Source organism: Hydrogenophaga sp. YM1, assembly GCF_016903055.1.
In the GTDB taxonomy this organism is placed as follows: Bacteria; Pseudomonadota; Gammaproteobacteria; order Burkholderiales; family Burkholderiaceae_C; genus Hydrogenophaga; species Hydrogenophaga borbori.
On record NZ_CP070223.1, the window covers coordinates 4,433,510 to 4,460,202 of the forward strand.

Annotated in this window: 29 protein-coding genes; 8 read left to right on the forward strand and 21 right to left on the reverse strand. The window is 70.0% G+C overall.

Annotated elements, in window-relative coordinates; genetic code table 11:
* Positions 1-4: 4 nt before the first annotated feature.
* From atpD to JNX00_RS20840, 8 genes are all read right to left on the reverse strand, one after another.
* Positions 5-1,417: a F0F1 ATP synthase subunit beta gene (gene atpD, locus JNX00_RS20805; RefSeq protein ID WP_070401219.1), complete on the reverse strand. Its 1,413-nt coding sequence runs from the start codon at positions 1,415-1,417 to the stop codon at positions 5-7.
* A 44-nt stretch (positions 1,418-1,461) separates the two neighbouring features.
* Positions 1,462-2,328, reverse strand: coding sequence for a F0F1 ATP synthase subunit gamma (gene atpG / locus JNX00_RS20810; protein ID WP_070401220.1), 867 nt, complete (start codon positions 2,326-2,328; stop codon positions 1,462-1,464).
* Between the two features lie 27 nt (positions 2,329-2,355).
* Entirely contained in the window at positions 2,356-3,912 is a 1,557-nt protein-coding gene (atpA, locus tag JNX00_RS20815; RefSeq protein ID WP_070401221.1) for a F0F1 ATP synthase subunit alpha, read from the reverse strand.
* A 52-nt stretch (positions 3,913-3,964) separates the two neighbouring features.
* Complete coding sequence (locus JNX00_RS20820; protein WP_070401222.1) at positions 3,965-4,495, reverse strand: F0F1 ATP synthase subunit delta; 531 nt, start codon at positions 4,493-4,495, stop codon at positions 3,965-3,967.
* 21 nt (positions 4,496-4,516) lie between these two features.
* Complete coding sequence (locus JNX00_RS20825) at positions 4,517-4,987, reverse strand: F0F1 ATP synthase subunit B (protein WP_070401223.1); 471 nt, start codon at positions 4,985-4,987, stop codon at positions 4,517-4,519.
* Positions 4,988-5,113: 126 nt separating this feature from the next.
* Positions 5,114-5,359 carry a F0F1 ATP synthase subunit C gene (gene atpE / locus JNX00_RS20830; RefSeq protein WP_009519254.1) on the reverse strand — a complete coding sequence of 82 codons (246 nt, stop codon included), beginning with the start codon at positions 5,357-5,359 and terminating at the stop codon, positions 5,114-5,116.
* 77 nt (positions 5,360-5,436) lie between these two features.
* Positions 5,437-6,303 (reverse strand): F0F1 ATP synthase subunit A, encoded by an 867-nt coding sequence (gene atpB, locus JNX00_RS20835; RefSeq protein WP_070401224.1) that lies wholly within the window; start codon positions 6,301-6,303, stop codon positions 5,437-5,439.
* A gap of 22 nt (positions 6,304-6,325) precedes the next feature.
* Positions 6,326-6,832: an ATP synthase subunit I gene (locus JNX00_RS20840; protein WP_204743580.1), complete on the reverse strand. Its 507-nt coding sequence runs from the start codon at positions 6,830-6,832 to the stop codon at positions 6,326-6,328.
* A gap of 141 nt (positions 6,833-6,973) precedes the next feature.
* Here JNX00_RS20840 and JNX00_RS20845 point away from each other — a divergent pair, with 141 nt between their 5' ends.
* The 4 genes from JNX00_RS20845 to lipA are packed head-to-tail and all read left to right on the forward strand — an operon-like array spanning position 6,974 to position 9,843.
* On the forward strand, positions 6,974-7,849 hold the full coding sequence (locus JNX00_RS20845) for a D-amino acid aminotransferase (protein ID WP_204743581.1): 876 nt from the start codon (positions 6,974-6,976) through the stop codon (positions 7,847-7,849).
* A gap of 9 nt (positions 7,850-7,858) precedes the next feature.
* Positions 7,859-8,143 carry a DUF493 family protein gene (locus tag JNX00_RS20850; RefSeq protein WP_070401227.1) on the forward strand — a complete coding sequence of 95 codons (285 nt, stop codon included), beginning with the start codon at positions 7,859-7,861 and terminating at the stop codon, positions 8,141-8,143.
* Positions 8,144-8,147: 4 nt separating this feature from the next.
* Positions 8,148-8,840 carry a lipoyl(octanoyl) transferase LipB gene (lipB, locus tag JNX00_RS20855; protein ID WP_070401228.1) on the forward strand — a complete coding sequence of 231 codons (693 nt, stop codon included), beginning with the start codon at positions 8,148-8,150 and terminating at the stop codon, positions 8,838-8,840.
* A gap of 22 nt (positions 8,841-8,862) precedes the next feature.
* Positions 8,863-9,843: a lipoyl synthase gene (gene lipA, locus JNX00_RS20860; protein ID WP_070401229.1), complete on the forward strand. Its 981-nt coding sequence runs from the start codon at positions 8,863-8,865 to the stop codon at positions 9,841-9,843.
* Between the two features lie 13 nt (positions 9,844-9,856).
* Here the strand turns inward: lipA and JNX00_RS20865 are convergent, their stop codons facing one another.
* The 8 genes from JNX00_RS20865 to JNX00_RS20900 form a co-directional block, all read right to left on the reverse strand.
* Positions 9,857-11,212 (reverse strand): amidase family protein, encoded by a 1,356-nt coding sequence (locus tag JNX00_RS20865; protein WP_070401230.1) that lies wholly within the window; start codon positions 11,210-11,212, stop codon positions 9,857-9,859.
* Positions 11,212-12,378, reverse strand: coding sequence for an ABC transporter substrate-binding protein (locus JNX00_RS20870; RefSeq protein WP_204743582.1), 1,167 nt, complete (start codon positions 12,376-12,378; stop codon positions 11,212-11,214). The genes JNX00_RS20865 and JNX00_RS20870 overlap by 1 nt, the downstream gene beginning before the upstream one ends.
* Positions 12,379-12,439: 61 nt before the next feature.
* Positions 12,440-13,156, reverse strand: coding sequence for an ABC transporter ATP-binding protein (locus tag JNX00_RS20875; RefSeq protein WP_204743583.1), 717 nt, complete (start codon positions 13,154-13,156; stop codon positions 12,440-12,442).
* Positions 13,149-13,940: an ABC transporter ATP-binding protein gene (locus tag JNX00_RS20880; RefSeq protein WP_070401233.1), complete on the reverse strand. Its 792-nt coding sequence runs from the start codon at positions 13,938-13,940 to the stop codon at positions 13,149-13,151. Before JNX00_RS20880 ends, JNX00_RS20875 begins: the two co-directional genes overlap by 8 nt.
* Positions 13,937-14,902 carry a branched-chain amino acid ABC transporter permease gene (locus JNX00_RS20885; RefSeq protein WP_204743584.1) on the reverse strand — a complete coding sequence of 322 codons (966 nt, stop codon included), beginning with the start codon at positions 14,900-14,902 and terminating at the stop codon, positions 13,937-13,939. Before JNX00_RS20885 ends, JNX00_RS20880 begins: the two co-directional genes overlap by 4 nt.
* A gap of 126 nt (positions 14,903-15,028) precedes the next feature.
* The gene (locus JNX00_RS20890) at positions 15,029-15,889 is read right to left on the reverse strand and encodes a branched-chain amino acid ABC transporter permease (RefSeq protein ID WP_204743585.1); all 861 of its coding nucleotides are present in this window, start codon (positions 15,887-15,889) and stop codon (positions 15,029-15,031) included.
* A gap of 33 nt (positions 15,890-15,922) precedes the next feature.
* A complete protein-coding gene (locus tag JNX00_RS20895) occupies positions 15,923-17,116 on the reverse strand; it encodes an ABC transporter substrate-binding protein (protein ID WP_083293372.1) in 1,194 nt (397 codons plus the stop codon).
* 40 nt (positions 17,117-17,156) lie between these two features.
* Complete coding sequence (locus tag JNX00_RS20900) at positions 17,157-18,410, reverse strand: FAD-dependent oxidoreductase (protein ID WP_204743586.1); 1,254 nt, start codon at positions 18,408-18,410, stop codon at positions 17,157-17,159.
* Between the two features lie 276 nt (positions 18,411-18,686).
* Between JNX00_RS20900 and JNX00_RS20905 the strand changes: the two genes are divergently transcribed.
* The 3 genes from JNX00_RS20905 to JNX00_RS20915 all read left to right on the forward strand — a co-directional run bounded on the left by JNX00_RS20905 (position 18,687) and on the right by JNX00_RS20915 (position 21,035).
* Positions 18,687-19,421, forward strand: a complete 735-nt coding sequence (locus JNX00_RS20905; RefSeq protein WP_070401237.1) for a GntR family transcriptional regulator — start codon at positions 18,687-18,689, stop codon at positions 19,419-19,421.
* 10 nt (positions 19,422-19,431) lie between these two features.
* Positions 19,432-20,121, forward strand: a complete 690-nt coding sequence (locus JNX00_RS20910) for an AraC family transcriptional regulator (protein ID WP_204743587.1) — start codon at positions 19,432-19,434, stop codon at positions 20,119-20,121.
* Between the two features lie 71 nt (positions 20,122-20,192).
* A complete protein-coding gene (locus JNX00_RS20915; RefSeq protein ID WP_204743588.1) occupies positions 20,193-21,035 on the forward strand; it encodes a DMT family transporter in 843 nt (280 codons plus the stop codon).
* A 7-nt stretch (positions 21,036-21,042) separates the two neighbouring features.
* Here JNX00_RS20915 and ptsP read toward each other — a convergent pair whose 3' ends face one another.
* The 5 genes from ptsP to JNX00_RS20940 form a co-directional block, all read right to left on the reverse strand.
* Positions 21,043-22,788 (reverse strand): phosphoenolpyruvate--protein phosphotransferase, encoded by a 1,746-nt coding sequence (gene ptsP / locus JNX00_RS20920; protein WP_204743589.1) that lies wholly within the window; start codon positions 22,786-22,788, stop codon positions 21,043-21,045.
* A gap of 82 nt (positions 22,789-22,870) precedes the next feature.
* Positions 22,871-23,140 (reverse strand): HPr family phosphocarrier protein, encoded by a 270-nt coding sequence (locus tag JNX00_RS20925; protein ID WP_070401241.1) that lies wholly within the window; start codon positions 23,138-23,140, stop codon positions 22,871-22,873.
* Positions 23,109-23,555 carry a PTS fructose transporter subunit IIA gene (locus JNX00_RS20930; protein WP_070401242.1) on the reverse strand — a complete coding sequence of 149 codons (447 nt, stop codon included), beginning with the start codon at positions 23,553-23,555 and terminating at the stop codon, positions 23,109-23,111. Before JNX00_RS20930 ends, JNX00_RS20925 begins: the two co-directional genes overlap by 32 nt.
* The gene (locus JNX00_RS20935) at positions 23,552-24,823 is read right to left on the reverse strand and encodes an MFS transporter (RefSeq protein WP_204743590.1); all 1,272 of its coding nucleotides are present in this window, start codon (positions 24,821-24,823) and stop codon (positions 23,552-23,554) included. The genes JNX00_RS20930 and JNX00_RS20935 overlap by 4 nt, the downstream gene beginning before the upstream one ends.
* Positions 24,820-25,353, reverse strand: coding sequence for a hypothetical protein (locus JNX00_RS20940; protein ID WP_204743591.1), 534 nt, complete (start codon positions 25,351-25,353; stop codon positions 24,820-24,822). Before JNX00_RS20940 ends, JNX00_RS20935 begins: the two co-directional genes overlap by 4 nt.
* Positions 25,354-25,422: 69 nt before the next feature.
* On the opposite strand from JNX00_RS20940, the gene JNX00_RS20945 reads away from it, so the two are divergent.
* A complete protein-coding gene (locus JNX00_RS20945; protein ID WP_070401245.1) occupies positions 25,423-26,688 on the forward strand; it encodes a CaiB/BaiF CoA-transferase family protein in 1,266 nt (421 codons plus the stop codon).
* The last annotated feature ends 5 nt before the right edge of the window (positions 26,689-26,693 follow it).

A 26,693-nucleotide genomic window follows, 5' to 3' on the forward strand; every position in this document is an offset into this window, starting at 1 on the left:
CCGATCAGCCCGCCGCCAGCTTCTTGGCCTTCTCGAAGGCCTCGTCGATGGTGCCGACCATGTAGAAGGCCTGCTCGGGCAGGTGGTCGCATTCACCGGCGGTGATCATCTTGAAGCCGCGGATGGTCTCGGCCAGCGGCACGTACTTGCCGGGCGAGCCGGTGAACACCTCGGCCACGTGGAAGGGCTGCGACAGGAAGCGCTGGATCTTGCGGGCGCGGGCCACGGCCAGCTTGTCTTCGGGAGACAGTTCGTCCATGCCCAGGATGGCGATGATGTCGCGCAGTTCCTTGTAGCGCTGCAGCGTGCCCTGCACGGCGCGGGCCGTGCTGTAGTGCTCTTCGCCGACGACCAGCGGGTCGAGCTGGCGGCTGGTGGAGTCCAGCGGGTCCACGGCGGGGTAGATGCCCAGCGCGGCGATGTCGCGGCTCAGCACCACGGTGGAGTCCAGGTGGGCGAAGGTGGTGGCGGGCGAGGGGTCGGTCAGGTCGTCCGCGGGCACGTACACGGCCTGGATCGAGGTGATGGAGCCCACCTTGGTGGAGGTGATGCGCTCCTGCAGGCGGCCCATCTCTTCGGCCAGCGTCGGCTGGTAGCCCACGGCGGACGGCATGCGGCCCAGCAGGGCGGACACTTCGGTGCCGGCCAGCGTGTAGCGGTAGATGTTGTCCACGAAGAACAGCACGTCGCGGCCTTCGTCACGGAAGGACTCGGCGATGGTCAGGCCGGTCAGGGCCACGCGCAGGCGGTTGCCCGGGGGCTCGTTCATCTGGCCGTAGACCATGGCCACTTTCGACTCGGCCAGGTCGTCCAGCTTCACGACGCCGGAGTCGGCCATCTCGTGATAGAAGTCGTTGCCCTCGCGGGTGCGCTCACCCACGCCGGCGAACACGGACAGGCCCGAGTGCGCTTTGGCGATGTTGTTGATGAGCTCCATCATGTTCACGGTCTTGCCCACGCCGGCGCCACCGAACAGGCCCACCTTGCCGCCCTTGGCGAAGGGGCAGACCAGGTCGATCACCTTGATGCCGGTTTCCAGCAGTTCCTGCGACGGCGACAGCTCGTCGTAGGCGGGAGCCTTGCGGTGGATGGAGGCGGTGAGGGTCTGGTCGACCGGGCCCCGCTCGTCGATGGGGTTGCCCAGCACGTCCATGATGCGGCCCAGCGTGGCCTTGCCCACGGGCACGGTGATGGGGGCGTTGGTGTTGGTCACCAGCATGCCGCGGCGCAGGCCGTCGGACGAGCCCAGGGCGATGGTGCGCACCACGCCGTCACCGAGCTGCTGCTGGACTTCCAGCGTGAGGGCCGTGCCCTCCATCTTCAGCGCGTCGTACACGCGCGGCATTTGGTCGCGCGGGAATTCCACGTCCACAACGGCGCCGATGCACTGGACGATCTTGCCTTGCACTTGAGACATGATGTTTACCTTCTGTTTTCTCTGGATTCGGAGGGGCGCGGACCTTAGACGGCGGCGGCGCCGGCGACGATCTCGGACAGCTCTTTGGTGATGGCGGCCTGGCGGGTCTTGTTGTAGACGAGCTTGAGCTCGCCGATCACGTTGCCCGCGTTGTCGGTCGCGGCCTTCATGGCCACCATGCGCGCCGCCTGCTCGGACGCCATGTTCTCGGCCACGGCCTGATAGACCTGGGCCTCGACGTAGCGCAGCAGCAGCTCGTCGATGACGGTGGCCGCGTCGGGTTCGTAGATGTAGTCCCAGTCGCGGCCGCCCGCGCCTTCCTGCAGGTCCTCGGCGGTCAGGGGCAGCAGCTGCTGCACCACGACCTCTTGCCTCATCGTATTGATGAAGCGGGTGTAGGCCAGGTGCACGCTCTTGATGCGGCCCTCGGTGTAGGCGTCGAGCAGCACCTTGACGGGGCCGATCAGCTTGTCCAGGTGGGGCCGGTCGCCCAGGTTCGTGACGCTGGACACCACCTTGGCGCCGATGCGGTTCATGAAGCCCAGGCCCTTGTTGCCGATGGCCACGATCTCGGCCGACTCACCCGCGGCCTGCAGGGCCTTGAGCTCGTTCGTGAAGGCGCGCAACACGTTGGTGTTGAGGCCGCCACAGAGGCCCTTGTCCGTGGTCACGACGACGAAGCCCGCGGTCTTGGCCTCGTTGGTTTCCATGAACGGGTGCGTGTACTCGGGGTTCGCCTTGCTCAGGTTGCCCGCAATCTGCCGCACCTTCTCGGCGTAAGGCCGGGCCGCACGCATGCGGTCCTGCGCCTTGCGCATCTTGGACACGGAAATCATCTCCATGGCCTTGGTGATCTTCTTCGTCGATTCGAAGTTTTTGATCTTGCCGCGGATTTCCTTGCCTGTAGCCATCGCTGCTCCTGGTTGGCCCTGGGGCGCTCAGTACGTGCCGGTTTTCTTGAACTCGGCGATGGCCGCCGACAGCTGGGCTTCGGCGTCCTTGTCCATGGCCTTGTCGTTCTGCAGCTTGCTCAGCAGCGCGGCGTGCTTGTCCTTCAGGAAGGCGTGCAAGCCCGACTCGAAGGCCAGCACCTTCTTCACGTCGACGTCGTCCAGGAAGCCCTTGTTCACCGCGAACAGCGACGCGGCCATCAGGCTGATGGACTGCGGGCTGTACTGGGCCTGCTTGAGCAGTTCGGTCACGCGGGCACCGCGGTCGAGCTGTTTGCGGGTGGCTTCGTCGAGGTCGGAGGCGAACTGCGCGAAGGCCGCGAGTTCACGGTACTGCGCGAGGTCGGTACGGATACCGCCGGACAGGCCCTTGATCAGCTTGGTCTGGGCGGCACCACCCACGCGCGACACCGAGATACCCGCGTTGATGGCGGGACGGATGCCGGCGTTGAAGAGGTTGGTCTCCAGGAAGATCTGGCCGTCGGTGATCGAGATCACGTTGGTCGGCACGAAGGCGGACACGTCGCCGGCCTGCGTCTCGATGATGGGCAGCGCGGTCAGCGAGCCGGTCTTGCCCTTGACTTCACCCTTGGTGAAGGCTTCGACGTAGTCGGCGTTGACGCGGGCGGCGCGCTCGAGCAGGCGGCTGTGCAGGTAGAACACGTCGCCGGGGTAGGCTTCGCGGCCCGGCGGGCGGCGCAGCAGCAGCGAGACCTGGCGGTAGGCCACGGCCTGCTTGGACAGGTCGTCGTACACGATCAGGGCGTCCTGGCCACGGTCGCGGAAGTACTCGCCCATGGTGCAGCCCGAGTAGGCCGACAGGTACTGCATGGCGGCCGATTCGGAGGCCGAGGCGGCGACGACGATGGTGTAGTCCATCGCACCGGCCTGCTCCAGGGCGCGCACCACGTTCTTGATCGACGACGCCTTCTGGCCGATGGCGACGTAGATGCAGGTCATGTTCTGACCCTTCTGGTTGATGATCGCGTCGATCGCCACGGCGGTCTTGCCGGTCTGGCGGTCGCCGATGATCAGCTCGCGCTGGCCACGGCCGACAGGCACCATGGAGTCGATGGACTTCAGGCCGGTCTGCACCGGCTGGTCGACCGACTGGCGCGCGATCACGCCCGGGGCGACCTTCTCGATCACGTCGGTCAGCTTGGCGTTGATCGGGCCCTTGCCGTCGATGGGCTGACCCAGGGCGTTCACCACGCGGCCCACGAGCTCGGGGCCCACGGGCACTTCCAGAATGCGGCCCGTGCACTTGACGGTGTCGCCTTCGGAGATGTGCTCGTACTCGCCCAGCACCACGGCGCCGACGGAGTCGCGCTCGAGGTTGAGCGCCAGGCCGAAGGAAGGCACGCCGTCCTTGTTGGCCGGGAATTCGAGCATCTCGCCCTGCATCACGTCGGACAGGCCGTGCACGCGCACGATGCCGTCGGTGACGGACACCACGGTGCCCTGGTTGCGCACGTCGCTGCTGGCCGCCAGGCCCTCGATGCGGGACTTGATCAGTTCGGAAATTTCGGCGGGATTGAGTTGCATGACTCTTTCCTTCTTTCGTTGATTGGTATGCGGCGCGCCCGACGTCCGGCCATCAGGCCGTGAGGGCAACTTTCATCTGTTCCAGGCGGGCCTTGACGGAGGTGTCCAGCACCTCGTCGCCGACCACCACGCGAATGCCGCCGATGAGCTCGGGCTGCACTTGCACCTGCAGGTTGAGCGGGCGGGCGAAGCGCTTCTCGAGCACGGCCGACAGGTCGGCCAGGGCCGAGGGCTCGATCGGGAAGGCGCTGTACACCGTGGCGTCGGCCGATCCCTGCTGGGCGTTCTTGAGCGCGCGGAACTGGGCGGCGATCTCGGGCAGCGCGGCCAGGCGGTCATTGTCGATCACCGTGCGCAGGAAGTTCTGGCCGGCGGTCGGCAGCGGGCTCTTGAGCACGCCACCGATGAGATCGAACACCTGCTGGGGCGAGACCTTGGGGTTGTCGGCGAACTGGCGCAGCCCCGCATCGGCGGCCACGGTGGCCAGGGCGTCAAGCCAGGCCGCCGTGCCGGCGGCATCCTGACCGCAGGCCTTGAACAGCGCTTCCGCGTACGGGCGGGCAATGGTGGCGATTTCGGCCATGGTCGTCTCGTGTTGGACCGATCAGAGCTCGGTCTTCAGGCGGTTGAGCAGGTCGGCGTGCACGCCGGCGTTGACTTCCTTGCGCAGGATCTGCTCGGCGCCCTTGACGGCCAGCGCGGCCACCTGCTCGCGCAGCGTCTCGCGGGCCTTGACGACCTGCTGCTCGGCTTCCTGGCGCGCGGCGGCCACGATCTTGGCGGCCTCGTCGTTGGCGCGGGCCTTGGCCTCTTCGATGATGGTCTGCGCGCGGCGCTCAGCGTCGGCCAGGCGGGTGGCGGACTCGTTGCGCGACTTGCCCAGCTCCTCTTCGACGCGCTTGTTGGTCGCGGCGAGTTCGGTCTTGGCCTTCTCGGCGGCGGCCAGGCCTTCGGAAATCTTCAGCGCGCGCTCATCGAGGGCCTTTGCGATCGGTGGCCAGATGAACTTCATCGTGAACCAGATCAGGATCGCGAAGACGATGGCCTGCGCAAAGAGGGTTGCATTGATGTTCATCGCAACGCCTTTCTGTGTGGACTAAGGGAAAAACACACCGGCGACCCGGCGGACGGACCGAGGCGGCGGCGGGCGCTGCGCCCGCTCACCGCGATGGCCACGCCCGCGCGGGGCCGACCAACCGATTTACAGCGTGAAGGGGTTGGCGAAGGCGAACAGCAGGGCGATGGCCACGCCGATCAGGAAAGCCGCGTCGATCAGGCCGGCCAGGATGAACATCTTGGTCTGCAGGTCGTTCATGAGTTCGGGCTGACGGGCCGACGACTCGAGGAACTTGCCGCCCATCAGCGCGATGCCGATGGAAGCGCCGATGGCGCCCAGACCGACGATGAGGCCGCAAGCCAGAGCGACGAGACCCAGAACGTTTTCCATGATGACTCCTATTGAGATGGAAGTTTGCTGATTGAGAAAAGGAACGAAATTACCCGAGCGCGTCCTGGACGGTCGCGTCAGTGAGCGTCATGCGCCTGCCCCAGGTAGATAAGGGCCAGCATCATGAAGATGAACGCCTGCAAGGTGATGACCAGGATGTGGAACAAGGTCCACACCGTGCCGGCGATCAGGTGTCCGACGAAGAAGAGTCCACCGCCGAGCGAGAGGGTGGCATAGGCCCCCAGCAGCGCGATCAGCATGAACACCAGCTCACCCGCGAACATGTTGCCAAACAACCGCATGCCGTGCGAAACCGTCTTCGCCACGAACTCGATCATTTGCATCAGGAAGTTGACCACGCCCAACAGCACCGCCCAGAGCGGGTTCTTGCTGGTGCCGAAGGGAGCGGACACCAATTCATGCGCCCAGCCACCCAGGCCCTTGATCTTGATGTTGTAGAACAGGCAGAGCAACAGGACGGAGACGGACAGGCCCAGGGTCGTGGACAGGTCGGCCGTGGGCACGACGCGCAGGTAGTCCTTGAAGCCCATGGCGGGGCCGGCGCTGTGCCAGATCTGGGGAATCAGGTCGACCGGGATCATGTCCATGAAGTTCATCAGGAAGATCCAGACGAACACGGCCAGGGCGAGAGGGGCGATGAGCTTGCGGCTGGTGGCGTTGTGGATGACGGCCTTGGCCTGGTTGTCCACCATTTCAACCAGGATCTCGACGGCGGCCTGGAAGCGGCCCGGCACGCCGGCGGTGGCCTTGCGCGCGGCCAGCCACAGCACGACGCACATGAGCAGGCCCAGCAGGCTGCTGACGACCACCGAGTCCACATTGATCACGGAGAAGTCGACGATGCTCGACTGCTTGTGGTTCGTCAGGTGAACGAGGTGGTGGCGAATGTATTCGCCCGGGGTCAGAGTGCCTTCAGCAGCCATTTGTGTGCACCAAAACGCGGAGTCAACCGTTTGCGACCGGTCTGCGGGTCTGGAGCAGCACCCCGAACCAGTAGACCTTGAGAACCAACACCAGCCCGATCAGCAGCCCGATCCAGTTCGGCTCGGGCAGGATCCAGACCGCCGCGGCCAGCAGAGCCACCGACAGCAGGACTTTCACGCCCTCCCAGAACAGGAAACCGACCAGCGCGGCCTGCGCAAAGCCCGACGAGAGCCGGGACAAGGCGCTGGAGGTCAATCCGTAGGCCATGAGGGCCGAAGGGATCGCCACCGTTGCCGCGCCGTACAGGACCGACACCGCGACAGAGGCCCGTTGCGTGAGCAACGCGGCAACCGCGGCGGCGAGCAGCCCCACCAGCCACTGCACCCCCACCAGCCGCCAGAGCGATAGCCCCGGCTGGCTGGCGCGCCATTGCCGCGCTTCCTCGCGCGTCAACGGCTTGAATTCGGGTTCTTGCGCCCCATCTCCGGGGTCATCGGTCAGGGGCGGCGTCGGCTTGGCAGTCAGCATGGGTCGACAACGCGGTTGACGGAAAGATGACGGACCGGTCAGGTTCGCAAAGCCATTGATTATACGTAGAAACCCGATGGGCCAGTCAAGGCTCGGGAGCGGTCGCGCGCGGGCGAAAACACCCAGCCGGATAATCCCCTCATGAACCCTCCCCTGCCCGATTCGCTCTGCTTTCTCAACGGCGACTACACCGCCCTGCGCGACGCGCGCATCAGCGTGCTCGATCGAGGCTTCATCTTCGGTGATGGCGTCTACGAGGTGCTGCCGGCTTACAGCGGACGGATCTTCCGCTTCACCGAGCACATGGACCGGCTGGACCGCTCGCTGCGCGAGCTGCGCATCGCCAACCCCCACACGCGCGACGAATGGCTGGCGATCGCGCGCCGGCTGATCGCCGACCGCCAGGCCGCGGGCGTGGCCAACCAACTGATCTACCTGCAGGTCACGCGCGGCGTGGCGCCGCGCGACCACGTGATGGTGCCGGGCCTGACGCCCACGGTGTTCGTGATGGCCGGCGAGATGAAGCTGCCCAGCGCCGAGCAGCGCGCCAACGGCGTGGCCTGCGTGACAGCCGACGACTTCCGCTGGCAGAAGGCCCATATCAAAAGCACCAGCCTGCTGGGCGCGGTGTTCGCGCGCCAGATCAGCGCCGACGCCGGCGCGCTGGAAACCGTGATGTTTCGCGACGGCTTCCTCAGCGAGGCCGCGGCCAGCAACGTCTGGGTGGTGAAGAACGGCACCGTGATGGGGCCGCCCAAGGACCACCTGGTGCTGGAAGGCATCCGCTATGGCCTGATCGAGTCGATCTGCCGCGACAACGGCATCCCCTTCGAGCTGCGCCCCGTGTCGCGCGACGAGGTGCTCGCCGCCGACGAGCTGCTGCTGTCCTCGGCCACCAAGGAGGTGCTGCCCATCACCACGCTCGACGGCCGCCCGGTGGGCAATGGCCAGCCCGGCCCGGTGGGCGCGCGCCTGCTGGCCGCCTACCAGCGCGCCGTGGCCGAGCAATCCCTCTGAGGCCACGCCATGGACACGCCACCCGACATCCCGCCCGAGCAGTCGCTCATCACCTACCCCACCCATTTCCCGATCAAGGTGATGGGCGACAACGTCGAGGGCTTCGCCGAGGCCATCGTCGAGGTGGTGCGCAACTTCGACCCGTCCTTCGACGCCGCCACGCTGGAGCGCCGGCCCAGCAAGGCCGGCAACTACATGGGCCTGACGGTGGCCGTGTTCGTCACCAGCCGCGACCAGCTCGACGAGGTCTACCGCACCCTGACCACGCACCCCATGGTCAAGGTCGTGCTCTGATTCCATGGACGTGCGCTGGCTCGGCCGGGCCGCCTACCGGCCCACCTACGAAGCCATGCAGGCCTTCACCGCCGCGCGCACGCCCGACACGCCCGATCAGCTCTGGGTCTGCGAGCACCCGCCGGTGTTCACGCAGGGCCTGGCCGGCCACGAAGACCACCTGCTCGCGCCCGGCGACATCGAGGTGGTGGCCACCAACCGCGGCGGCCAGGTCACGTACCACGGCCCGGGCCAGGTGGTGGCCTACCCGCTGATCGACCTGCAGCGCGCGGGCTACTTCGTCAAGGAATACGTCTACCGCATCGAAGAAGCGGTGATCCGCACGCTGGACCATTTCGGCGTCACCGGCCACCGCGTGGCCGGCGCGCCTGGCATCTATGTGCGGCTGGACGATCCGCGCGGCCACGCGCGGCTGCCGCAGGCGCCCGCGCGGCGCGAGCCCGGCAGCCCGCCGCCCGCGCCCGACTTCGCCGGCCTGGGCAAGATCGCGGCACTGGGCATCAAGGTGAGCCGGCACTGCACCTACCACGGCGTGGCCCTGAACGTGGCCATGGACCTGCAACCCTTCCACCGTATCAACCCGTGCGGCTACGCCGGGCTGCAAACGGTGGACCTTTCTACAATCGGCGTCCCCGTCACCTGGGACGACGCGGCCATTGTCCTGAGCCAGAAGCTCGGCGCACTGCTGGCCCCTTGAGCCCATCGCCACCCCCTTCGCCATGAGCACGACCTACGATCCCACCGCCAAGCAGAAAAGCCAGGCCAAGACCGCGCGCATCCCCATCAAGATCGTGCCGGCCGAGACGCTCAAGAAGCCGGAGTGGATCCGCGTCAAGGCGGGCAGCCCGAGCACCCGCTTCTACGAGATCAAGGACATCCTGCGCAGCAACAAGCTGGTGACGGTGTGCGAGGAGGCCAGCTGCCCCAACATCGGCGAGTGCTTCGGCAAGGGCACGGCCACCTTCATGATCATGGGCGACAAGTGCACGCGCCGCTGCCCGTTCTGCGACGTCGGCCACGGCCGCCCCGATCCGCTGGACGCGGACGAGCCGGTCAACCTGGCCAAGACCATCGCCCAGCTCCAGCTGAAATACGTGGTGATCACCAGCGTGGATCGCGACGATCTGCGCGACGGCGGCGCGGGCCATTTCGTCGAGTGCATCCGCAAGACGCGCGAGCTCTCCCCCCAGACCACCATCGAGGTGCTGGTGCCCGACTTCCGCGGTCGCGACGACCGAGCGCTGGACATCCTGAAGGCCGCGCCGCCCGACGTGATGAACCACAACCTGGAGACCGTGCCGCGCCTGTACAAGGAAGCGCGCCCGGGTTCGGACTACGCCTTCAGCCTGAACCTGCTCAAGAAGTTCAAGGCCCTGTTCCCGAACGTGCCGACCAAGAGCGGCATCATGGTCGGCCTGGGCGAGACCGACGAGGAGATCCTGCAGGTGATGCAGGACATGCGCGCGCACGGCATCGACATGCTCACCATCGGGCAGTACCTGTCGCCCAGCGGCCACCACCTGCCGGTGCGCCGCTACGTGCACCCCGACACCTTCAAGATGTTCGAGGCCAAGGCCTACGAGATGGGCTTCACCCACGCCGCCGTGGGCGCCATGGTGCGCAGCAGCTACCACGCCGACCAGCAGGCCCACGGCGTGCTGGAAGCGCTGGCGGCGCCGGCTTCCGCCGGCCCGCGCTGAGCGCCCGGCCCGCTCAGCGGGCCCCGGCCAGCAGCGCCTCGATGCGCGCGCCGGCCTGCAAGACCGCCGCGTCCTGGAAGCGCGGCCCCACCACCTGCACGCCGAAGGGCGCGCCCTCGGCGTCGGCGCCCAGCGGCAGGCTCAGCGCCGGCTGCTGCGTGAGGTTGAACGGGTAGGTGAAACCGCCCACGGCCTCGAACCAGGGCCCGGCGCCCACCTCGCCCAGCGGCGGCGCCGCGCCCGGCGTGGCCGGCGTGATCAGCAGGTCGACGTCGGCGAAGCGCTGCGCCAGCGCACCGGTCCAGGCGCGCAGGCGGGCGCGGGCGCGCGCCAGCTCGGCCGGCGCCTGCGCGGCGCCCTGCCCGTACGCGTCGCGCAGGCCGGGCGAGAGCCGCTCGCGCTGCGCCTCGGTCCAGTCCACGAAGGACTCATGGATGCGCGACAGCCAGACGCGCCACATGTCCTCGGCCCGGTCGCTCGCGGCCTCGGGCCAGTGGATCAGCGTGTGGCCCGCGCCGGCCAGGCGCTCCACCAGTGCCGCCACGGCCTCGGCCATGGCCGGCTGCACGGCCCGCGACGAGCCCAGCGACAGCGTCCAGGCCACGCGCAGGGCGCGGGCGGGCGGCGCCTCGGTCCGCGCGAACAGCGAAGAAGGGTCGCGCGCGTCGGCTTGCGACAGCACGCGCATGGCCAGGGCGCAGTCGGCCACCGAGCGCGTGAACGTGCCCAGGTGCGCGAACTCGGCGAAAGCGCTGGCCGGCGCGAGCGGGATGGCGCCGAAGCTGGGCTTGAAGCCCACCGTGCCGCTCCACGACGCGGGCAGGCGCACCGAGCCGCCGGCGTCGCTGCCCAGGGCCAGCGGCCCCCAGCCAGCGGCCACCTGCGCGGCCGCCCCGCTGCTGGAGCCGCCGATCTCGCGGCCCGGCGCCGCGGGGTTGCGGGTGGTGCCGGCCTGCGGGTTCGACGAACCCACGGTCCAGCCGAACTCGGTGGTGGTGGTCTTGCCGAACAGCACCGCGCCGCCCGCGCGCAGCGGCGCCACGCCGGGCGCGTCCTGCGGCACGGGGTCGTCGCTGCCGCTCAGCGAGCCGCGCCGCGTGGGCCAGCCGGCCACGTTCACCAGGTCCTTGATGGAGACCGGCACGCCGTCCAGCACCGACAGGGGCCGGCCCTCATGCCAGCGCCGGCCCGAGGCCTCGGCCTCGCGCGCGGCCGCCGCGCGGTCGAGCAGGCAGAAGGCGTTGATGCCGCGCGCGTCGGCCTCGATGGCGTCGAACAGCTGGTCCAGCGCCTGCAGCGGGTGCAGGCGGCCATCGCGGTAGGCCGCGGTCAGCCCGGCGACGTCCAGGGACAGGGCGTCGACGGCCATCAGGGCGCCGCCTTGAAGGTTTCGAACTCGACGTTGTAGTAGGCGCCGTCCTGCTTCTCGAAGCGGCGGATGTACTGGTCGTGCACCACGTCGCGGCTGTTCTTGTCGATGGTCAGGCTGCCGCGCGGGCTGTCGATCTTCAGCCCGGCGAGCGCGGCGATCAGCGTCGGCCCGTCGGCCTTGCCGCCGGTCTTGGCCAGCGCCGCGTACAGCGCGGCCATGCCGTCGTAGGCGGCCACGCCCATGATGGTGGGGCGCGACTTCGCATCGCGCTGGGCCTTGAACTCGCGCACGAAGCGCTCGTTCAGCGCCGACTTGTGGTGCATGGAATAGGGGTACACGGTGGTGATGCCCACGCCGCGCTCGCCGATCGCCTCGACCAGGGCCTCGTCGACGATGTCGCCGGTGCCGATGAGCTGGATGCCGGCCTCGGGCAGGCCTTTGTCGCGGTACTCCTTGATGAAGGCCGGCGCCACGTCGCCGCCGTTGACGAAGGAGAACAGCACATCGGGCCGGGCGTCCTTCACGCGCTGCATGTAGGGCGCGAAGTCCAGCGTCATGAGCGGCGTGCGCACGCTGCCCACGATCTCGCCGCCGGCCTTCTTGAAGGCCGCGATGAAGGCCGCCTCGGCGTCGTGGCCCGGCGAGTAGTCGGCCACGATCACATAGGCCTTCTTCGCGCCCTGCTGGATGGCCCACTGCGCGATCGGCGGCACGGTCTCCGGGTAGTGGAAGGAGGTGCGCACCATGTAGGGCGACTTGGCGGTGAGCCCGCCGGCGGCCGCGTTCATGACGATCATGGGCACCTTGGCCTGGGTGGCGATGGGCGCCACCGCCAGCGCGTTCGGCGTGAAGCCGAAGCCCGCGAGCACGTTCACCTTCTCGCGCACCACCAGTTCGGTGGCGATGCGCTTTGCCGCGTCGGGGTTGGGCCCGCCCACGTCCTTGATCACCACCTCCACGCGCTTGCCGGCCACGCTGTCGCCGTGCATCTTCTGGTAGGCCCGTATGCCGGCCTGCATCTGCTTGCCGAATTCGGCGAAGGGGCCGGACATCTCGGCGATGACGCCGACACGCACGGTGTCCTGGGCGAAGGCGGCGGGTGCGGCCGCCAGACCCAAGGCGACGAGCGCGCCACCAAGGGCTTTCTGGAAAGGGAATGGCATGACAGGTGTCCTCATGGGGGGTTGAACCGGGCGCCCCGGCGCCCGCGATGGAATCGGGGGGTCAGGCGGGTTCGGCGATGCCCACGCCCAGCAGGCCTTCGAGCAGGGCCGCGTCCTGGGCCAGCGCCGCGCTCGGCCCCGCGTGCACCACGGTGCCGCGCTCCAGCACGATGGCCTGGTGCGTCATCTCCAGCGCCAGCACGGGGTGCTGCTCCACGACGATGGACGCCAGACCTTCCTGCTCGCAGAGCCGGCGGATCGAGACCGCCAACTCCTCCACGACGATGGGCGCCAGGCCTTCCATGGGCTCGTCCAGCAGCAGCAGGCGCGGGTTGGTCATCAGCGCGCGGCCGATGGCCAGCATCTGCTGCTCGCCGCCCGAGAGCTGGTTGCCGTAGTTGCCGCGCCGCTCGCGCAGGCGCGGGAACAGCCCGTACACGCGCCGCAGGTTCCACGGCCCCTTGGTGGCGATCACCGTGAGGTTCTCCTCCACCGTGAGCGAGGGAAAGACCTCGCGCTCCTGCGGCACCCAGCCCAGGCCGGCGCCGGCGCGGCGGTGCGAGGGCCAGCGCGTGATGTCCTGCCCGGCCCAGCGCACGGCGCCGCGCATCACGCGGGTGTTGCCCATCAGGGTTTCGAGCAGCGAGGTCTTGCCCACGCCGTTGCGGCCCAGCACAGCGAGGCTCTGTCCCTCGTCGAGCGAAAAGCCCAGTTCGTGCAGCACGACGGCGTTGCCGTAGCCGGCCACCACCCGGTCGAAAGCCAGCAGCTCAGCCATGCGCCACCTCCACGGGGATGGCGCGCGTGGCCTGCGTGTGGGACTGGCCCAGGTAAACCTCGCGCACGCGCGGGTCGCGACCGATCTCGGTCGGCGTGCCCTCGGTGAGCACCTGCCCCGTGACCAGCACCGAGATGCGGCGCGCGAAGCGAAAGACCAGTTTCATGTCGTGTTCGATGAAGAGGACGCTGATGTCCGCCGGCAGCGCGGCGATGACCTCGAATAGCTCGCCACTCTCGTCCTCCGGCACGCCGGCGGCCGGCTCGTCGAGCAGCAGGATGCGCGGCTTGGCCGCCATGGCCAGCGCGATCTCCAGCAGGCGCTGCTTGCCGTAGGGCAGCTCGGCCACCGGTACCTCGGCCAGCGCATCGAGCTTCAGGCGCCCGAGCAGCTCGTGCGCCTCCGCGTAGACGGCGGCGTGGCGCTTGAGCGGGCGCCACCACACGGCGCCCAGGCCCTCGCGTTCGCTGATCGCCAGCACCACCGAGCTCAGCGGCGTGAGGCTGGGGAACAGGGTGTTGATCTGGAAGGTGCGGGCCAGGCCGCGGCGCGCGCGGCGGTCGGCCGACAGCGCGGTCACGTCCTCGCCGTTCATGAGCACGCGGCCGGCCGAGGGCTTGTAGACGCCGGTGAGCAGGTTGATCAGCGTGGTCTTGCCGGCGCCGTTGGGGCCGATCAGGGCCTGGCGCGCGCCGGGCTCCAGCGACAGGCTCACCTCGCTCACCGCGCGGAAGGCGCCGAAGGAGATGCCCAGGCCATGGGTCTGCAGGGCGGGCGTGTTCATCGGGCGTCCTCCCGGGTCTGGAACAGGCGCGAGAGCGCGCCCATGAGGCCACCGCGGCCCATCAGCACCGCGGCGATGAGGAAGAGGCCCAGCCAGAACTGCCAGTACTGCGGGTTCATGTCGGCGAACCAGTCGTGCACCAGCATGTAGACGATGGCGCCGATCAGGCCGCCGTACAGGCGCCCCGTGCCGCCCAACACCAGGATGATCAGGATCTCGGCCGAGCGGTTGAAGCCGATCGATTCGATGCCGACGAACTGCGTGGTCTGCGCCAGCAGCGCGCCCGCGACGCCGGCCACGCCGGCCGACAGCGCGTAGGCCAGGCGCAGGCGCGCGTCCACCGGCGAGCCGATGGCCAGCATGCGCTTGCGGCTGTCGTGGATGCCGCGCAGCGCCAGGCCGAAGGGCGAGCGCAGGATCAGCCGCACGCCCAGGAAGACCAGCAGCACCATGAAGAAGGCGTAGACGAAGGCGGTCTGGCCGAACAGGTCGAACTCGAAGCGGCCGAACAGCGGCTGCACCACCATGCCCTGCAGGCCGTCGGTGCCGCCGGTGATGCCCGAGAGCCGGTTCGCCAGCTCGGCCAGCAGCATGCACACGCCGATGGTGATCATCAGCCGCGCCAGGTCGGTGCCGCGCACCACCAGGGCGCTGAGCAGGTAGCCGAGCGCCACGCAGACCAGCAGCGCCACCAGCAGGCCCGAGAAGGGTTCGCCCCAGCCATGCTTGGCCAGCAGGCCGGCCGCGTAGGCGCCCGCGCCGAAGAAGGCCGCGTGGCCCACGGTGAGGATGCCGGCGTAGCCCAGGGCCATGTCCAGCGACACGGCGAACAGGCCGAAGATGAGGATCTGGCTCATCAGGCTCAGGTGCTCGGGCAGCAGGAAGTAGCACGAGCCCAGGGCCAGCCAGAAGAACACCTCGGCCGCCCGCAGCTGCGCGGGCTTCAAAACAATGGGTTTCATATCAGCGGCGCCCCAGATGCGGCGTTTGAAGCGAGGCCAAGCAGAGGCACCGCGGGACCGGCTTGGCCGGACCGCAGGTGCCGCCCCCTTGAGGGGGTCGCGCGAAGCGCGGCGGGGGTGTTCGGATCACGCCAAGCCCTTTCGCGGGACGATCCCGTTGGGCCGCACGAGCAGCATGACGATCATGACCACGTAGATGAGGAAGGCGCCCGCCTCGGGCAGGTAGTACTTGCCGGCCACGTCCACGATGCCCACCAGCAGCGCGGCCACGAAGGGGCCGGTGATGGTGCCGGCGCCGCCGACGCAGACCACGATGAGGAAGTACACGAGGTACTTCAGCGGAAAGCTGGGCTCCAGCCCCAGCATGCCCAGGCTGAGCGCGCCGCCCAGGCCCGCCAGGCCGCAGCCCAGCGAGAAGGTGAGGAAGAACAGGCGCTGCACCGGAATGCCGGTGCCGGCGGCCACGCGCTGGTTGTCCACCGCCGCGCGCACCATGGCGCCGTAACGCGTGCGCCCCAGGCCCAGCAGCAGCGCCGCGAGCACCAGCAGGCCGCAGACGATGAGGAACAGGCGGTAGCGGCTCACCTCCAGGCCCAGCAGGGACAGGCGGCCGTCGAGGGACTCGGGCAGCGTGAACGGCTGCATCGTGGGCCCGAAGAACCAGGTGAAGGCCGCCACCGACACGAACACGATGCCGATGGACAGCAGCACCTGGTCGAGCGGGTGCGCCTTGTAGAGCCGCCGGTAGAGCAGCGCCTCGAACAGCGCGCCCACCAGCGCCGCGGCGACGAAGGCCGCCGCGAGCGCGGGGTAGAAGCCCAGGCCGTAGCGGTTCATCAGCAGCGCCGCCGCGTAGCCGCCCACCATGGCGAAGCTGCCGTGGGCCAGGTTCACGAAGTTCATCAGGCCCATCGTGATGGACAGGCCCACTGCTATGAGGAACAGGAGCATGCCGTAGGCCACTCCGTCGAAGATCACGATCGCCATGGGGATCCGTTCACAAGTCCGCCGGGCGCGCGCTCAAGGGGCGGCCTTGGCCGGGTCCTTCACGCGCTCGAACTGGTCGAACTCCACGTTGACGAGCTTGCCGTTCACGCGTTCGGTCTTGCGGATGTAGACGGTCTGCACGATGTCGCGCGTGGCGGCGTCGATCTCCACCGGGCCGCGCGGGCTCTCGAACTGCAGGCCCTTGAGGGCGTCCATGACCTTCTCGCCGCGGGTGTCGCCCTGGGTCTTGGCCAGCGCGGCCTCGATGGCCGAGAGCGCGTCGTAGGCCGAGACGGCGAAGTAGCTCGGGCGCATGGCCTTGCCGAACTGGGCCTCGAAGTCCTTCACGAACTTCTGGTTCTTGGCCGAGGGGTGCGCATAGGAGTAGTGGTGGCTGGTGACCAGGCCCAGGGCCACGTCGCCGGTGGCGTCGAGGTAGCTGTCGTCGGTGGCTTCGCCGGTGGCGAAGAGCTGGATGCCGGCGGCCTCCATGCCGCGCTCCTTCCACACCTTCAGGAAGGCCGGCGGCATCACGCCCGAGGGGAAGAAGAAGAACACCGCCTGCGGCTTGGCGTCCTTGATGCGCTGCACGTAGGCCGAGAAGTCGGGGTTGTTCATGGGCGTGCGCAGCTCGCCGGCGATCTGGCCGCCGCCGGCCGTGAAGGCCTTCTTGAACGCGGTCTCGGCATCGACGCCCGAGGCGTAGTCGGCGACCACGGTGTAGACGTTGTTCACGCCCTTGCGCAGCAGCCAGCGCGCCATCGGGTCCGACACCTGCTGCACCGTGAACGAAACGCGTGCGATGTAGGGCGAGCTGGTGGTGATGGCCGAGGACGAGGCGTTGGCCACGATGGTGGGCACCTTGGCCTGGGTGGCGATGGGCGCGACGGCATAGGCGTTGGGGCTGAAGTCCAGGCCGGTGATGAAGCTCACCTTGTCGCGCACCACCAGTTCCTGGGCGAAGCGCTTGGCCGCGTCGGGCGCGGGGCCGGCGGTGTCCTTCTTGACGATCTGCACCGGCCGGCCGGCGATCTGGCCGTTGCGCTCCTTGAGGAAGAGCGCGATGCCGGCGTCGAACTGGCGGCCGTAGTCGGCGTAGGGACCGGAGTAGGTGGCGATCAGGCCGATGCGCAGCGGCTCGGCGGCCTGCGCGGCCCCGAGCGCGCCCAGGGCGCCGAGGCCGGCCAGGCCGAGTGCGGCGATGGCTTGTCGTTTGGTGAGGGTCATGGTGGGGCTCCGTGGGGAAGGGAAAAATGCGAAAGGGGGTTCAGGCCGCAGCGCCCAGCGCGGCCATCGCGGCCTTGAGGTCGCTGGCCGGGTCGGCCAGGACCTGGGGCGACAGGCGCGCGCCCGCCGCGATGAGCTGGCGGCTCAGCAGGTGTTCGCCCGGGCGGTTGACGCTGTGCGCGGCCGCGACCGCACCGTCTCGCAGGTAGAAAACGCTGAAGCGCCCGCTGTCGGGCTCGCCGCGCACCACGGCTTCGTCGTCGGCCCGGGCCACGCCGGCCATCTGGAACTTGAGGTCAAACTGGTCGCTCCAGAACCAGGGCACGGCGGTGTTGGGGCGGGGCTGGCCGACCAGCAGGCTGGCGGCGGCGCGCGCACCGTCGGTGGCGGCCTGGATGGATTCGTGCCGCACGCGCGGCGCGCCGGGCGCGGGCGCCACGGCGGCCACGTCGCCGGCCGCCAGCACACCCTCGGCCGAGGTGCGGCCCAGCGGGTCGGTGACGATGCCGTTGTCCACCGTCAAGCCGGCGTCGCGCGCGAGCTCGCTGTTGGGCCAGACGCCAATGCCCAGCACCACCAGATCGCAGTCGATGCGCTGGCCATCGGCCAGCTCGACGGCGGCCACGCGGCCGTTGGCGCCCAACAGGCCGCGCACGCCGCGCCCGGTCAGCACCCGCACGCCGCGCTGGCGGTGCGCGTCTTCCACGAAGGCCGCCATGCGCTCGGGCAGGCTGCGCGCCAGCAGGCGCGGCTGGGTCTCGACCACGCAGACCTCGGCGCCGCGCGCGCGCAGCGCGGCCGCCACCTCCAGGCCGATGAAGCCGCCGCCGATCACGCAGACCGAGCGCGCGGACGCGGCGGCCTCGGCCACGCGCAGCGCGTCGTCCAGGGTGCGCAAGGGCAGCACGCCGTCCAGTTCGGCGCCGGGCAGCGACAGGGCGCGGGCGCGCGCGCCGGTGGTGAGCGCGAGCCAGCCGTGCTCGAGCACGCTGCCGTCGTCCAGCGTGAGGCGGCGCGCCGCCAGGTCCAGCGCGGCGACGCGGCGGCCCAGGCAGAGCCCGATGCGCTTCTGGGCGTAGAACTCGGGCGCGCGCAGCCAGAGCTGGTCCACCGTGGCCTTGCCGGTGAGCAGGCCTTTGGACAGTGGCGGGCGCTGGTAGGGCGGGTGGGGTTCATCGCCGACGATGAGGATGTCCTCCTCGAAACCCAGCTCGCGCGCGCTGCTGGCGAGCTGCAGTCCGGCGTAGGAGGCGCCGACGATGACCAGGGGCCGGGTCGTTGTGCTGCGGGTCATGGGCTCACTCCGGTTCGGGGGTATCGGGGCGCCGCATTGTATGCAAGTGAATTCATCAAACCAACACAGTCGGACAAACAGGCGACAAGCGAACGATGTAGATGGAGAAATAAAGGGTTAACCCTTATTTGATTGGCACCAATTTGGAGCAATCAACTGGCTTTCAAAATCAATCCCGACTCATTGCATGCAGCTTGCATGCCAACTCATCGCCGCGGCGTGCATTCGCGGCCGGCTCTCCTAGAATTCCCCGCCCGCATCCCCCTGTTCAACCGCATGGACTCCCAACAATCCCGCGTGCTGGTGCAGCTGCGCGACCTGATCCTCAAAGGCGAGTTCGTGCCGGGCGAGCGCCTGGCCGAGATCCCGCTGGCCGAGAAGCTCGGCGCCTCGCGCACGCCGGTGCGCCTGGCGCTGGCCAGCCTGGAGCACGAAGGCCTGATCGAGCCTTCGCCGACGGGGGGCTACCAAATGCGCCGCTTCACCTCGCAGCAGATCGCCGACGCGATCCGCGTGCGCGGCCTCATCGAGGGTTTCGCCGCCCGCCTGCTGGCCGAGGAAGGCGCACCGCGCCAGCTGCTGCGCGAGCTGCACGAATGCCTGGAGCGCGGCGACCAGACGGTCAACAAGCCGACCATGGAGCTGGACGACTACACGGCCTACGTCGAGGCCAACGACCGCTTCCACCAACTCATCATGGACGGCTGCGGCAACTCGGTGCTGCGCCGGATCATGGACATGCTGGACGCCATGCCCTTCGCCTCGCCCAGCTCCATGCTGCCCATGCAGTCGTCCATGGAAGAGGGCCAGCAATGGATGCGTCTGGCCCAGCGCACGCACCACGCCATGGTGCAGGCCATCGAGCGCGGCCAGGGCTCGCGCGCCCAGGCCCTCGGTGAAGAGCACGTGGAGATCGCGCGCATGAACCTCGACTACGCGCTGGAGCGACCCGAACTCGCCACGCGGCTGATGCCCGGCATGCGGCTGGTGGCCACCAAGAACAAGGCCTGAGGACCCCCCCATGGGCCGCACCGCCTCCGCCCGCGACCACCTGAGCGTGCGCGCCTACGGCGCCTCGCATGGCTGCCACGACCACGGGCATTTCCAGATCCTGGTCGGCCTGGAGGGCGCGCTCGAACTGGAGATCGCGGGCCGCGGGCAGCGCATCGCCGCGGGCGACGGCTGCATCGTGCCGCCGGGCGAGCGCCACGACTTCGAGGCGCGCCAGGGCGCGCGCTGCCTGGTGCTGGACAGCCACGTCAGCGACTGGGCCCTGGCCACGGCCAGGCCCACGGCCGCCACGCAGGCGCTCGCGCGCTACCTCGCCGAGGCCTGCGCGCGTGGCCTGCCCCGCGCCCAGGCCCTGGGCCCCGCCCTGCTGCTGGAGAGCTGGCTGCCCGACGGCGCCGCGCCCCGGCGCGCGCGCCGCGCGATCGACTGGTCCGCGCTGGCCGACTGGGCGCGCACGCGCTGGGCGCACGAGGCCATCGAGGTGGCCGATCTGGCCGCGCGCGCGCACCTGAGCCCGGCGCAGTTCGCCGCCCGCTGCCGCGAGGAGCTGGGCCTGAGCACGCAGCGCTGGCTGCGCGGGCTGCAGCTCGAGCAGGCGCGCCGGCTGCGCGCCCAGGGCCTGCCCGTGGCCGAGGCCGCGCGGCGCAGCGGCTACCGCTCGCCCTCGGCGCTCACGGCGGCGCTGCGCCGCCGCGCCTGAGCCGCGCCTGAGCCGCGCCGCGCGACGATGGACCCGCGCCGCGCGACGGCGTGCCGCGCGATGATCGCGGGATGCGTTCCGCCAACCTGCTCGCCCTGGGCGCGATCGTGCTGTGGGCCTCGCTCGCCGCGCTCGGCGTGGCCCTCTCCCACGTGCCGCCCTTTCTGCTGACCGGCCTCGGCCTGCTCGTCGGCAGCCTGATCGCCTTGCCGCTGTCGCGCTTCGACCTGCGCCGCTGGCGCGTGCCACCGAGCACGCTGGCGCTGGGCATCTACGGCCTGTTCGGCTTTCACTTCCTGCTGTTCATCGCCCTGCGCCACGCACCACCGGTGCAGGCCAACCTCATCAACTACCTCTGGCCATTGGGCATCGTGGTGATGGCGCCGCTGATCCTGCCGGGCGTGCGCCTGGGCGCGCGCCACCTGATCGCCGCGCTGATCGGTTTCGCGGGCGCCGCCTTGGCCATCCTCGGCCGCGCCGAGGGAGGCGCTGGCACCGCCTGGGCCTGGGGCTACCTGCCGGCGCTGGGCTCGGCGTTCATCTGGGCCACCTACTCGCTGCTCACCCAGCGCGTGACACACTTCCCCACGGCCGCCATCGGCGGCTTCGCCGCGGTTTCAGGCGCGTTGTCGCTGCTGTGCCACGCGGCGCTGGAGCACCCGGTGGCGCTGTCGGCTCGGGATGGAGCGCTGATCGCGCTGCTGGGCCAGGGCCCACTGGGTGGCGCCTTCTTCCTGTGGGACGCGGCACTCAAGCGCGGCGACGCACGCCAGATCGGCGTGCTGAGCTTTCTCACGCCGCTGCTGTCGACCTGCACTTTGCTGGCGGTGCGCGGCGAATGGCCCAGTGCCTCGGTGCTGGTGGCGGCCGCCATGATCGTGGGCGCGGCGGTATTGGCCACGCGCGCGCGCTGAGACCGCCTCAGTCGACCAGCAGCGCGGCCGGGTCGTCGGACTGCAGCACGGTCTGCGCCCAGGCGGCCAGCTTGCCCGTGTCGCTGCGCAGGATTTGCTGCTTGACCGCGAGGATGCGCGAGGGGTGCATGGAGAAGCTGCGCAGCCCCAGGCCCAGCAGCAAGCGCGTGAGCGTCACGTCACCCGCCATCTCGCCGCACACGCTCACGCCCTTGCCCTGGGCGCGCGCCTGCGCGATGGTGCTGGCCACCAGCTGCAGCACCGCCGGGTGCAGCGGGTCGTACAGGTGCGACACGGCCTCGTCGGCGCGGTCGATGGCCAAGGTGTACTGGATCAGGTCGTTGGTGCCGATCGACAGGAAGTCGAAGTGGCGCAGGAACAGCGGGATGGTCAGCGCCGCCGCGGGCACCTCGATCATGGCGCCGAGCCGCACCTCGCCGAAGGGCACGTCGGCCACGGTGAGCTGGTCGCGCGCGCGGTTCACCAAAGCCAGGGTCTGGCGGATCTCGCTCGCGTGCGCGAGCATGGGAATGAGCAGGTTGACCGGTCCGTGCGCGGCCGCGCGCAGGATGGCGCGCAGCTGCTCAAGGAACATGGCGGGATCGGCCAGGCTCCAGCGGATGGCGCGCAGGCCCAGGGACGGGTTGAGGTGGTCGTCGCCGCGCGCGGCGCTGCGGTCCAGCGGCTTATCGGCGCCCACGTCCACGGTGCGGATGGTGACCGGCAGGCCCTGCATGCCCTCGACGGCGCGGCGGTAGGCGCGGTACTGCTCCTCCTCGTCGGGCAGGCGGCCGTTGCGGCCCATGAAGAGGAATTCGCTGCGGAACAGGCCGACGCCAGCGGCACCGGCCTTGAGCGCGCCCACCACGTCGTCGGGCTGCTCGATGTTGGCCAGCAGCTCGATCTTCTGGCCGTCGAGCGTGACGGCCGGCGTGTTCTTCAACCGCGAGAGCTTCTCGCGCTCGACCTCGCCCTGGCGCTGCTTGTAGCCGTACTCGGCCAGCACGATGGGCGAGGGATCGACCACCACCACGCCGGCGTCGCCGTCGATCACCACCCAGTCGTCCTGGCGGATCAGGTGGCTGGCCGAGCGCGCGCCCACCACGGCCGGGATGTCCAGGCTGCGCGCCACGATGGCGGTGTGGCTGGTCTTGCCACCGACGTCGGTGACGAAGCCGGCGAACACGCTCTGCTTGAACTGCAGCATGTCGGCCGGCGAAAGGTCGTGCGCAATGAGCACCAGCGGCTCGTCCTCGCTCGCGCGCGCGGCCGCGACGGCGGGTGCGGCGATCGGCGTGGCCTGGCCGCGCATCACGCGCAGCATGCGGTCCACCAGTTGCTCCAGGTCGGCCTTGCGCTCGCGCAGGTAGGGGTCTTCCATCTCGTCGAACTGGCGCGAGATGACCTCCAGCTGCGTGGTCAGGGCCCATTCGGCGTTGTAGTGCCGGTCCTGCACCCAGTGCTTCACGCCGTCGGTGAGCTGCTCGTCCTGCAGCAGCATGAGGTGCACGTCGAGCAGTGCCGCGAGCTCGGGGTGGGCATCGACCTGGCCCAGGCCAACCAGGCCCTGCTGCACGCGCAGGATCTCCTCGGCCACCGCCTTGCGCGCCTGGCGCAAGCGCTCGATCTCGCCCTCCACCTCGTGCGCCGCGATGAGGCGGTGCGCCACGTCCACGCGGCTGGCGGCGACGATCACGGCCCGCCCGATGGCCACGCCTCGGGACACGGCGAGACCATGAACGGAGAACGTCATGTGTCGCCGCCGGAGCGCCTGGAGGCGAAACCGCGCCCTCGGGGAGCCCCGACCCGCGAAGCGACAGCGCGTGGGGGCCTCTTCATTCGCCCTCGCCGAACTTGTCGTTGATGAGGGCCAGCAGCGCGTCCATCGCGGCGCGCTCGTCGCTGCCGTCGGTCTCGATGTCCACCGTGCTGCCCAGTCCCGCGGCCAGCATCATCACGCCCATGATGCTCTTGGCGTTGACGCGGCGTTCGCCGCGCGACATCCAGACATCGCTGATGAAGGTGCCCGCCAGCTTGGTGAGCTTGGCCGAGGCGCGGGCGTGCAGGCCCAGCTTATTGCTGATGGTCGCGGTGGTCTTGATCATGCGGGGATCGTCGGGCCTGGTTTTGCGGAGCGGTCACGGCCACCTGCATCACGCCCTGCGTGGCACCGATGATGGCGCGCGAGATCAGCGCGTCGAGCGACTCGTGGCGGTAGCTCACGGTGCGCAGCAGCATGGGCAGGTTCACGCCGCAGACGAGCTTGCTGCGCACGCCGTCGATGAGGCGCTGGGCCACGTTGCAGGGCGTGGCGCCGAACATGTCGGTGACCACCAGGGTCTGCGGACGGGCCATCTGGGCCAGCAACGCGCGCGCCTGGGCCAGGGTTTCTTCGGGCGGCACGTTGGGCTGCACGTCCAGCGCCACCACCGCGTCCTGCGCGTCGGGAAAGACATGCAGTACGCACTGCCGCAGGGCCGAGGCCAGCGGGGCGTGCGCGATCAGCAGAATGCCGTTCATGGGCGCAGTGTAGCGGCGCGGTCCCGCTCGATGCGGCGCCAGCCGCGCCAGAACAGCCCGTAGGCCGCCACGCAGCACAGCGCGAACAGGGCCACCGCGCCGCGGTAGCGGTCGGGCTCGCTCCAGCCGAAAACGTCCAACGCGTCGATCGCCAGGCCGATGCCCCACTGCAGCACGAATACGCCGGCGAAGATGACCAGGTTGTAGGCCGACAGCGCGCGGCCCGCGGCCTGCGGCGGCAGGGCCAGGGCCACGGCGGGCTGCGACAGCGCCACGAAGGTGGAGCTGACGCAGAACAGCGCCCAGAGCAGCCAGCCCGCGCGCGGGCCGAGCCAGGCGATGGCCACGATCACCACCAGGCTGATGGGCAGGCCCCAGCCGATCAGCGACTCGGGCCGGATGCCGCGGCGCGCCAGGTGCGGGTTGACCACGCCCCAGGTCCAGAAGGACGCGAGCATGCTGAGGTTGATGGCGAACAGGCCCATGGCGGCCTCGTCCGGCGTGTAGCCGGCGACCTTGACCATCCAGGGCCCGGCCCACAGCGCCTGCACGGCCACCATGCCGCCGTAGTTCATGAAGCCCACGGGCACCATGGTGCGGAAGTAGTGGTCGCGCCAGATGAGTCCGTAGCCGCCATCGGGCGAACCGGCGGCCGGCGCGGGCGCGTTCGCGTGCCGCGTCCACGCCGGCACCGACCAGGCCAGCGCCGCCATGGACAGCACGAACAGCAGGGCCAGCGCCCAGAACAGGCCGCGCCAGCCGATCACCGGCAGCAGCCATTGCACCGGCAGCGTGGACGCCACCATGCCCATGGAGCCGGTCATCAGCATCCAGGAGTTGGTGCGCAGCTGTACGGCGGGGCTGAACCAGCGGCGAAAGCCCGTGAGCGGCGCCATGAGGCAGGCGCTGAGCCCCATGCCGGTGAGCACGCGCGCGGCCAGCAGGCTGTAGAAGCTGTCGGCCAGCGCGAAGGCCACGCTGCCCGCGACGGCCATGGCCAGAAAGGCCAGCACCACGCGCTTGGGGCCGTGGTGGTCGAGCCAGCGGCCCATGGGCAGCTGGGTGAGCGCGAAACCGAAGAAATAGCCGCCCGCGAGCAGGCCCAGGTGGCCCGGCGTGAGCGAGAGCTCCGCGCTCAGCGTGGGCGAGAGCGTGGCCGTGATCGCGCGCACCAGGGCCGACAGGAAATACGTGCCGGCAAAGACGAGGAACACCGTCACCGCCACGCGTGGGGTGAGCAGTTCGTCGTGGGCGCTGGAAACGCTCATGGCAGGCGGACTCCCTCGAAGAAGGTGGCGGCGAGCTCGGGCTCGATGGCGCGGCCGTAGATGGCCGCGTGCAGCAGCTGGCCGCCCCGCATGGCGTGCAGGGCGCGCACCTGGACGGGCTCACCGCCCGGGCTGCGCCCACTGGCCTGCAGGCCGAGCGCGCGGTCGCTGCCCGGCACGCCAGCCGGCCAGGACGCGGCGGGGTCGTCGGCCAGGGCCGGGTCGGCCTGCACCGCCAGCAGCGTGGCGCGGCGCCAGGCCTCGAGCGCCCGCGCCGCGCGCGCGGCATCGCCCGCGTCGACCCAGGCCACGGCGAAGGTCAGGCCGCCGGTGTCGCAGCTGAGCATGTGCAGCGTGGCGTTCAGGCCGCCCAGCGGCACCTCGCGCTCGGCGCGCTCGGGCTTGCAGGGCAGCAGGGCCTCTACGGGTGCGCCATCCGCGCGCACGGTGCGCCAGTTGAAGGTGGGGGTGCAGGCGGCGATGAGCAGCAGCCCGGTCAGGGCGCCGGCGAGTCGTCGGGAACGGATCATGGAACTGGACGGGGGCCGGTCCGCGGGGCGCGGCACCGGAGGCGCGAGGGTCTCGCGCACAATGCACGGATGAATGCTCTGGATGGTATCCGCATCCTCGATTGCTCGCGGGTCCTCGCCGGCCCGTGGTGCACGCAGACCCTGGCCGACCTGGGCGCCGACGTGGTGAAGGTGGAGCGCCCGCGCGGGCCCAGCCACCCCGGCGGCGACGACACGCGCGGCTGGGGCCCGCCCTTCCTGCGCGGACGCGATGGCCAGGACACCGCCGAGGCGGCCTACTACCTGGGCGCCAACCGCAACAAGCGCTCCATCACCTGCGACCTCTCGGTGCCCGCCGGGCAGGCGCTGATCCGCGAGCTGGCCGCCCGGGCCGACGTGTTCGTGGAGAACTACAAGGTGGGCGACATGGCGCGCTACGGGCTGGACTTCGCCGCGCTGCGCGCGCTCAACCCGCGCCTGGTCTATTGCTCCATCACCGGCTTCGGCCAGACCGGCCCTTACAAGGACCGCGCGGGCTACGACTACGCGGTGCAGGGCATGGGCGGCCTCATGAGCATCACCGGCGAGCGCGACGACCTGCCCGGCGGCGGCCCGCAGAAGGTGGGCGTGGCCGTGGCCGACCTGTTCACCGGGCTGTACGCGACCGTCGCCATCCAGGCCGCGCTGCGCCACGCCGAGCGCACCGGCGAAGGCCAGCACATCGACATGGCCCTGCTCGACACGCAGGTGGCCATGCTGGCCAACCTGGGCGCCAATTACCTGGTGCGCGGCCGTGCCGACGGGAAGGTGCCGGGCCGCGCGGGCAACGCGCACGCCAACATCGTGCCCTACCAGGTGTTCGAGGTCGCGCCCGACGGCAGCGGCCAGGCGCAGCACATCATCCTGGCCGTGGGCAACGACGGCCAGTTCGCCAAGTTCTGCGACGTCGCCGGCCGCCCCGAACTGGCCCGCGACGAGCGCTTCGCGCGCAACCAGAACCGCGTGCGCCACCGCGCCGTGCTGGTGCCCCTGCTGGAGGCCGTGATGAAGACGCGCGGCAAGGCCGACTGGCTGGCCGCCCTGGAAGCCGCCAAGGTGCCCTGCGGCCCCATCAACGACCTGGCCGAGGTGTTCGCCGACCCACAGGTGCGCGAGCGCGGCATGGTCCACACCTGGGAACACCCGCTGGCCGGCGCCATGGACCTGGTCGCCAGCCCCATCAAGATGAGCGCCACCCCCGTGCGCAATCACCGCCCGCCGCCGCTGCTGGGCCAACACACCGAAGAGGTGCTCGCCGAGTGGCTGGGCGCCGACGCCGCGCGCCTCGCGCAACTCCGCGGCAGCGGAGCGATCTGAACCGC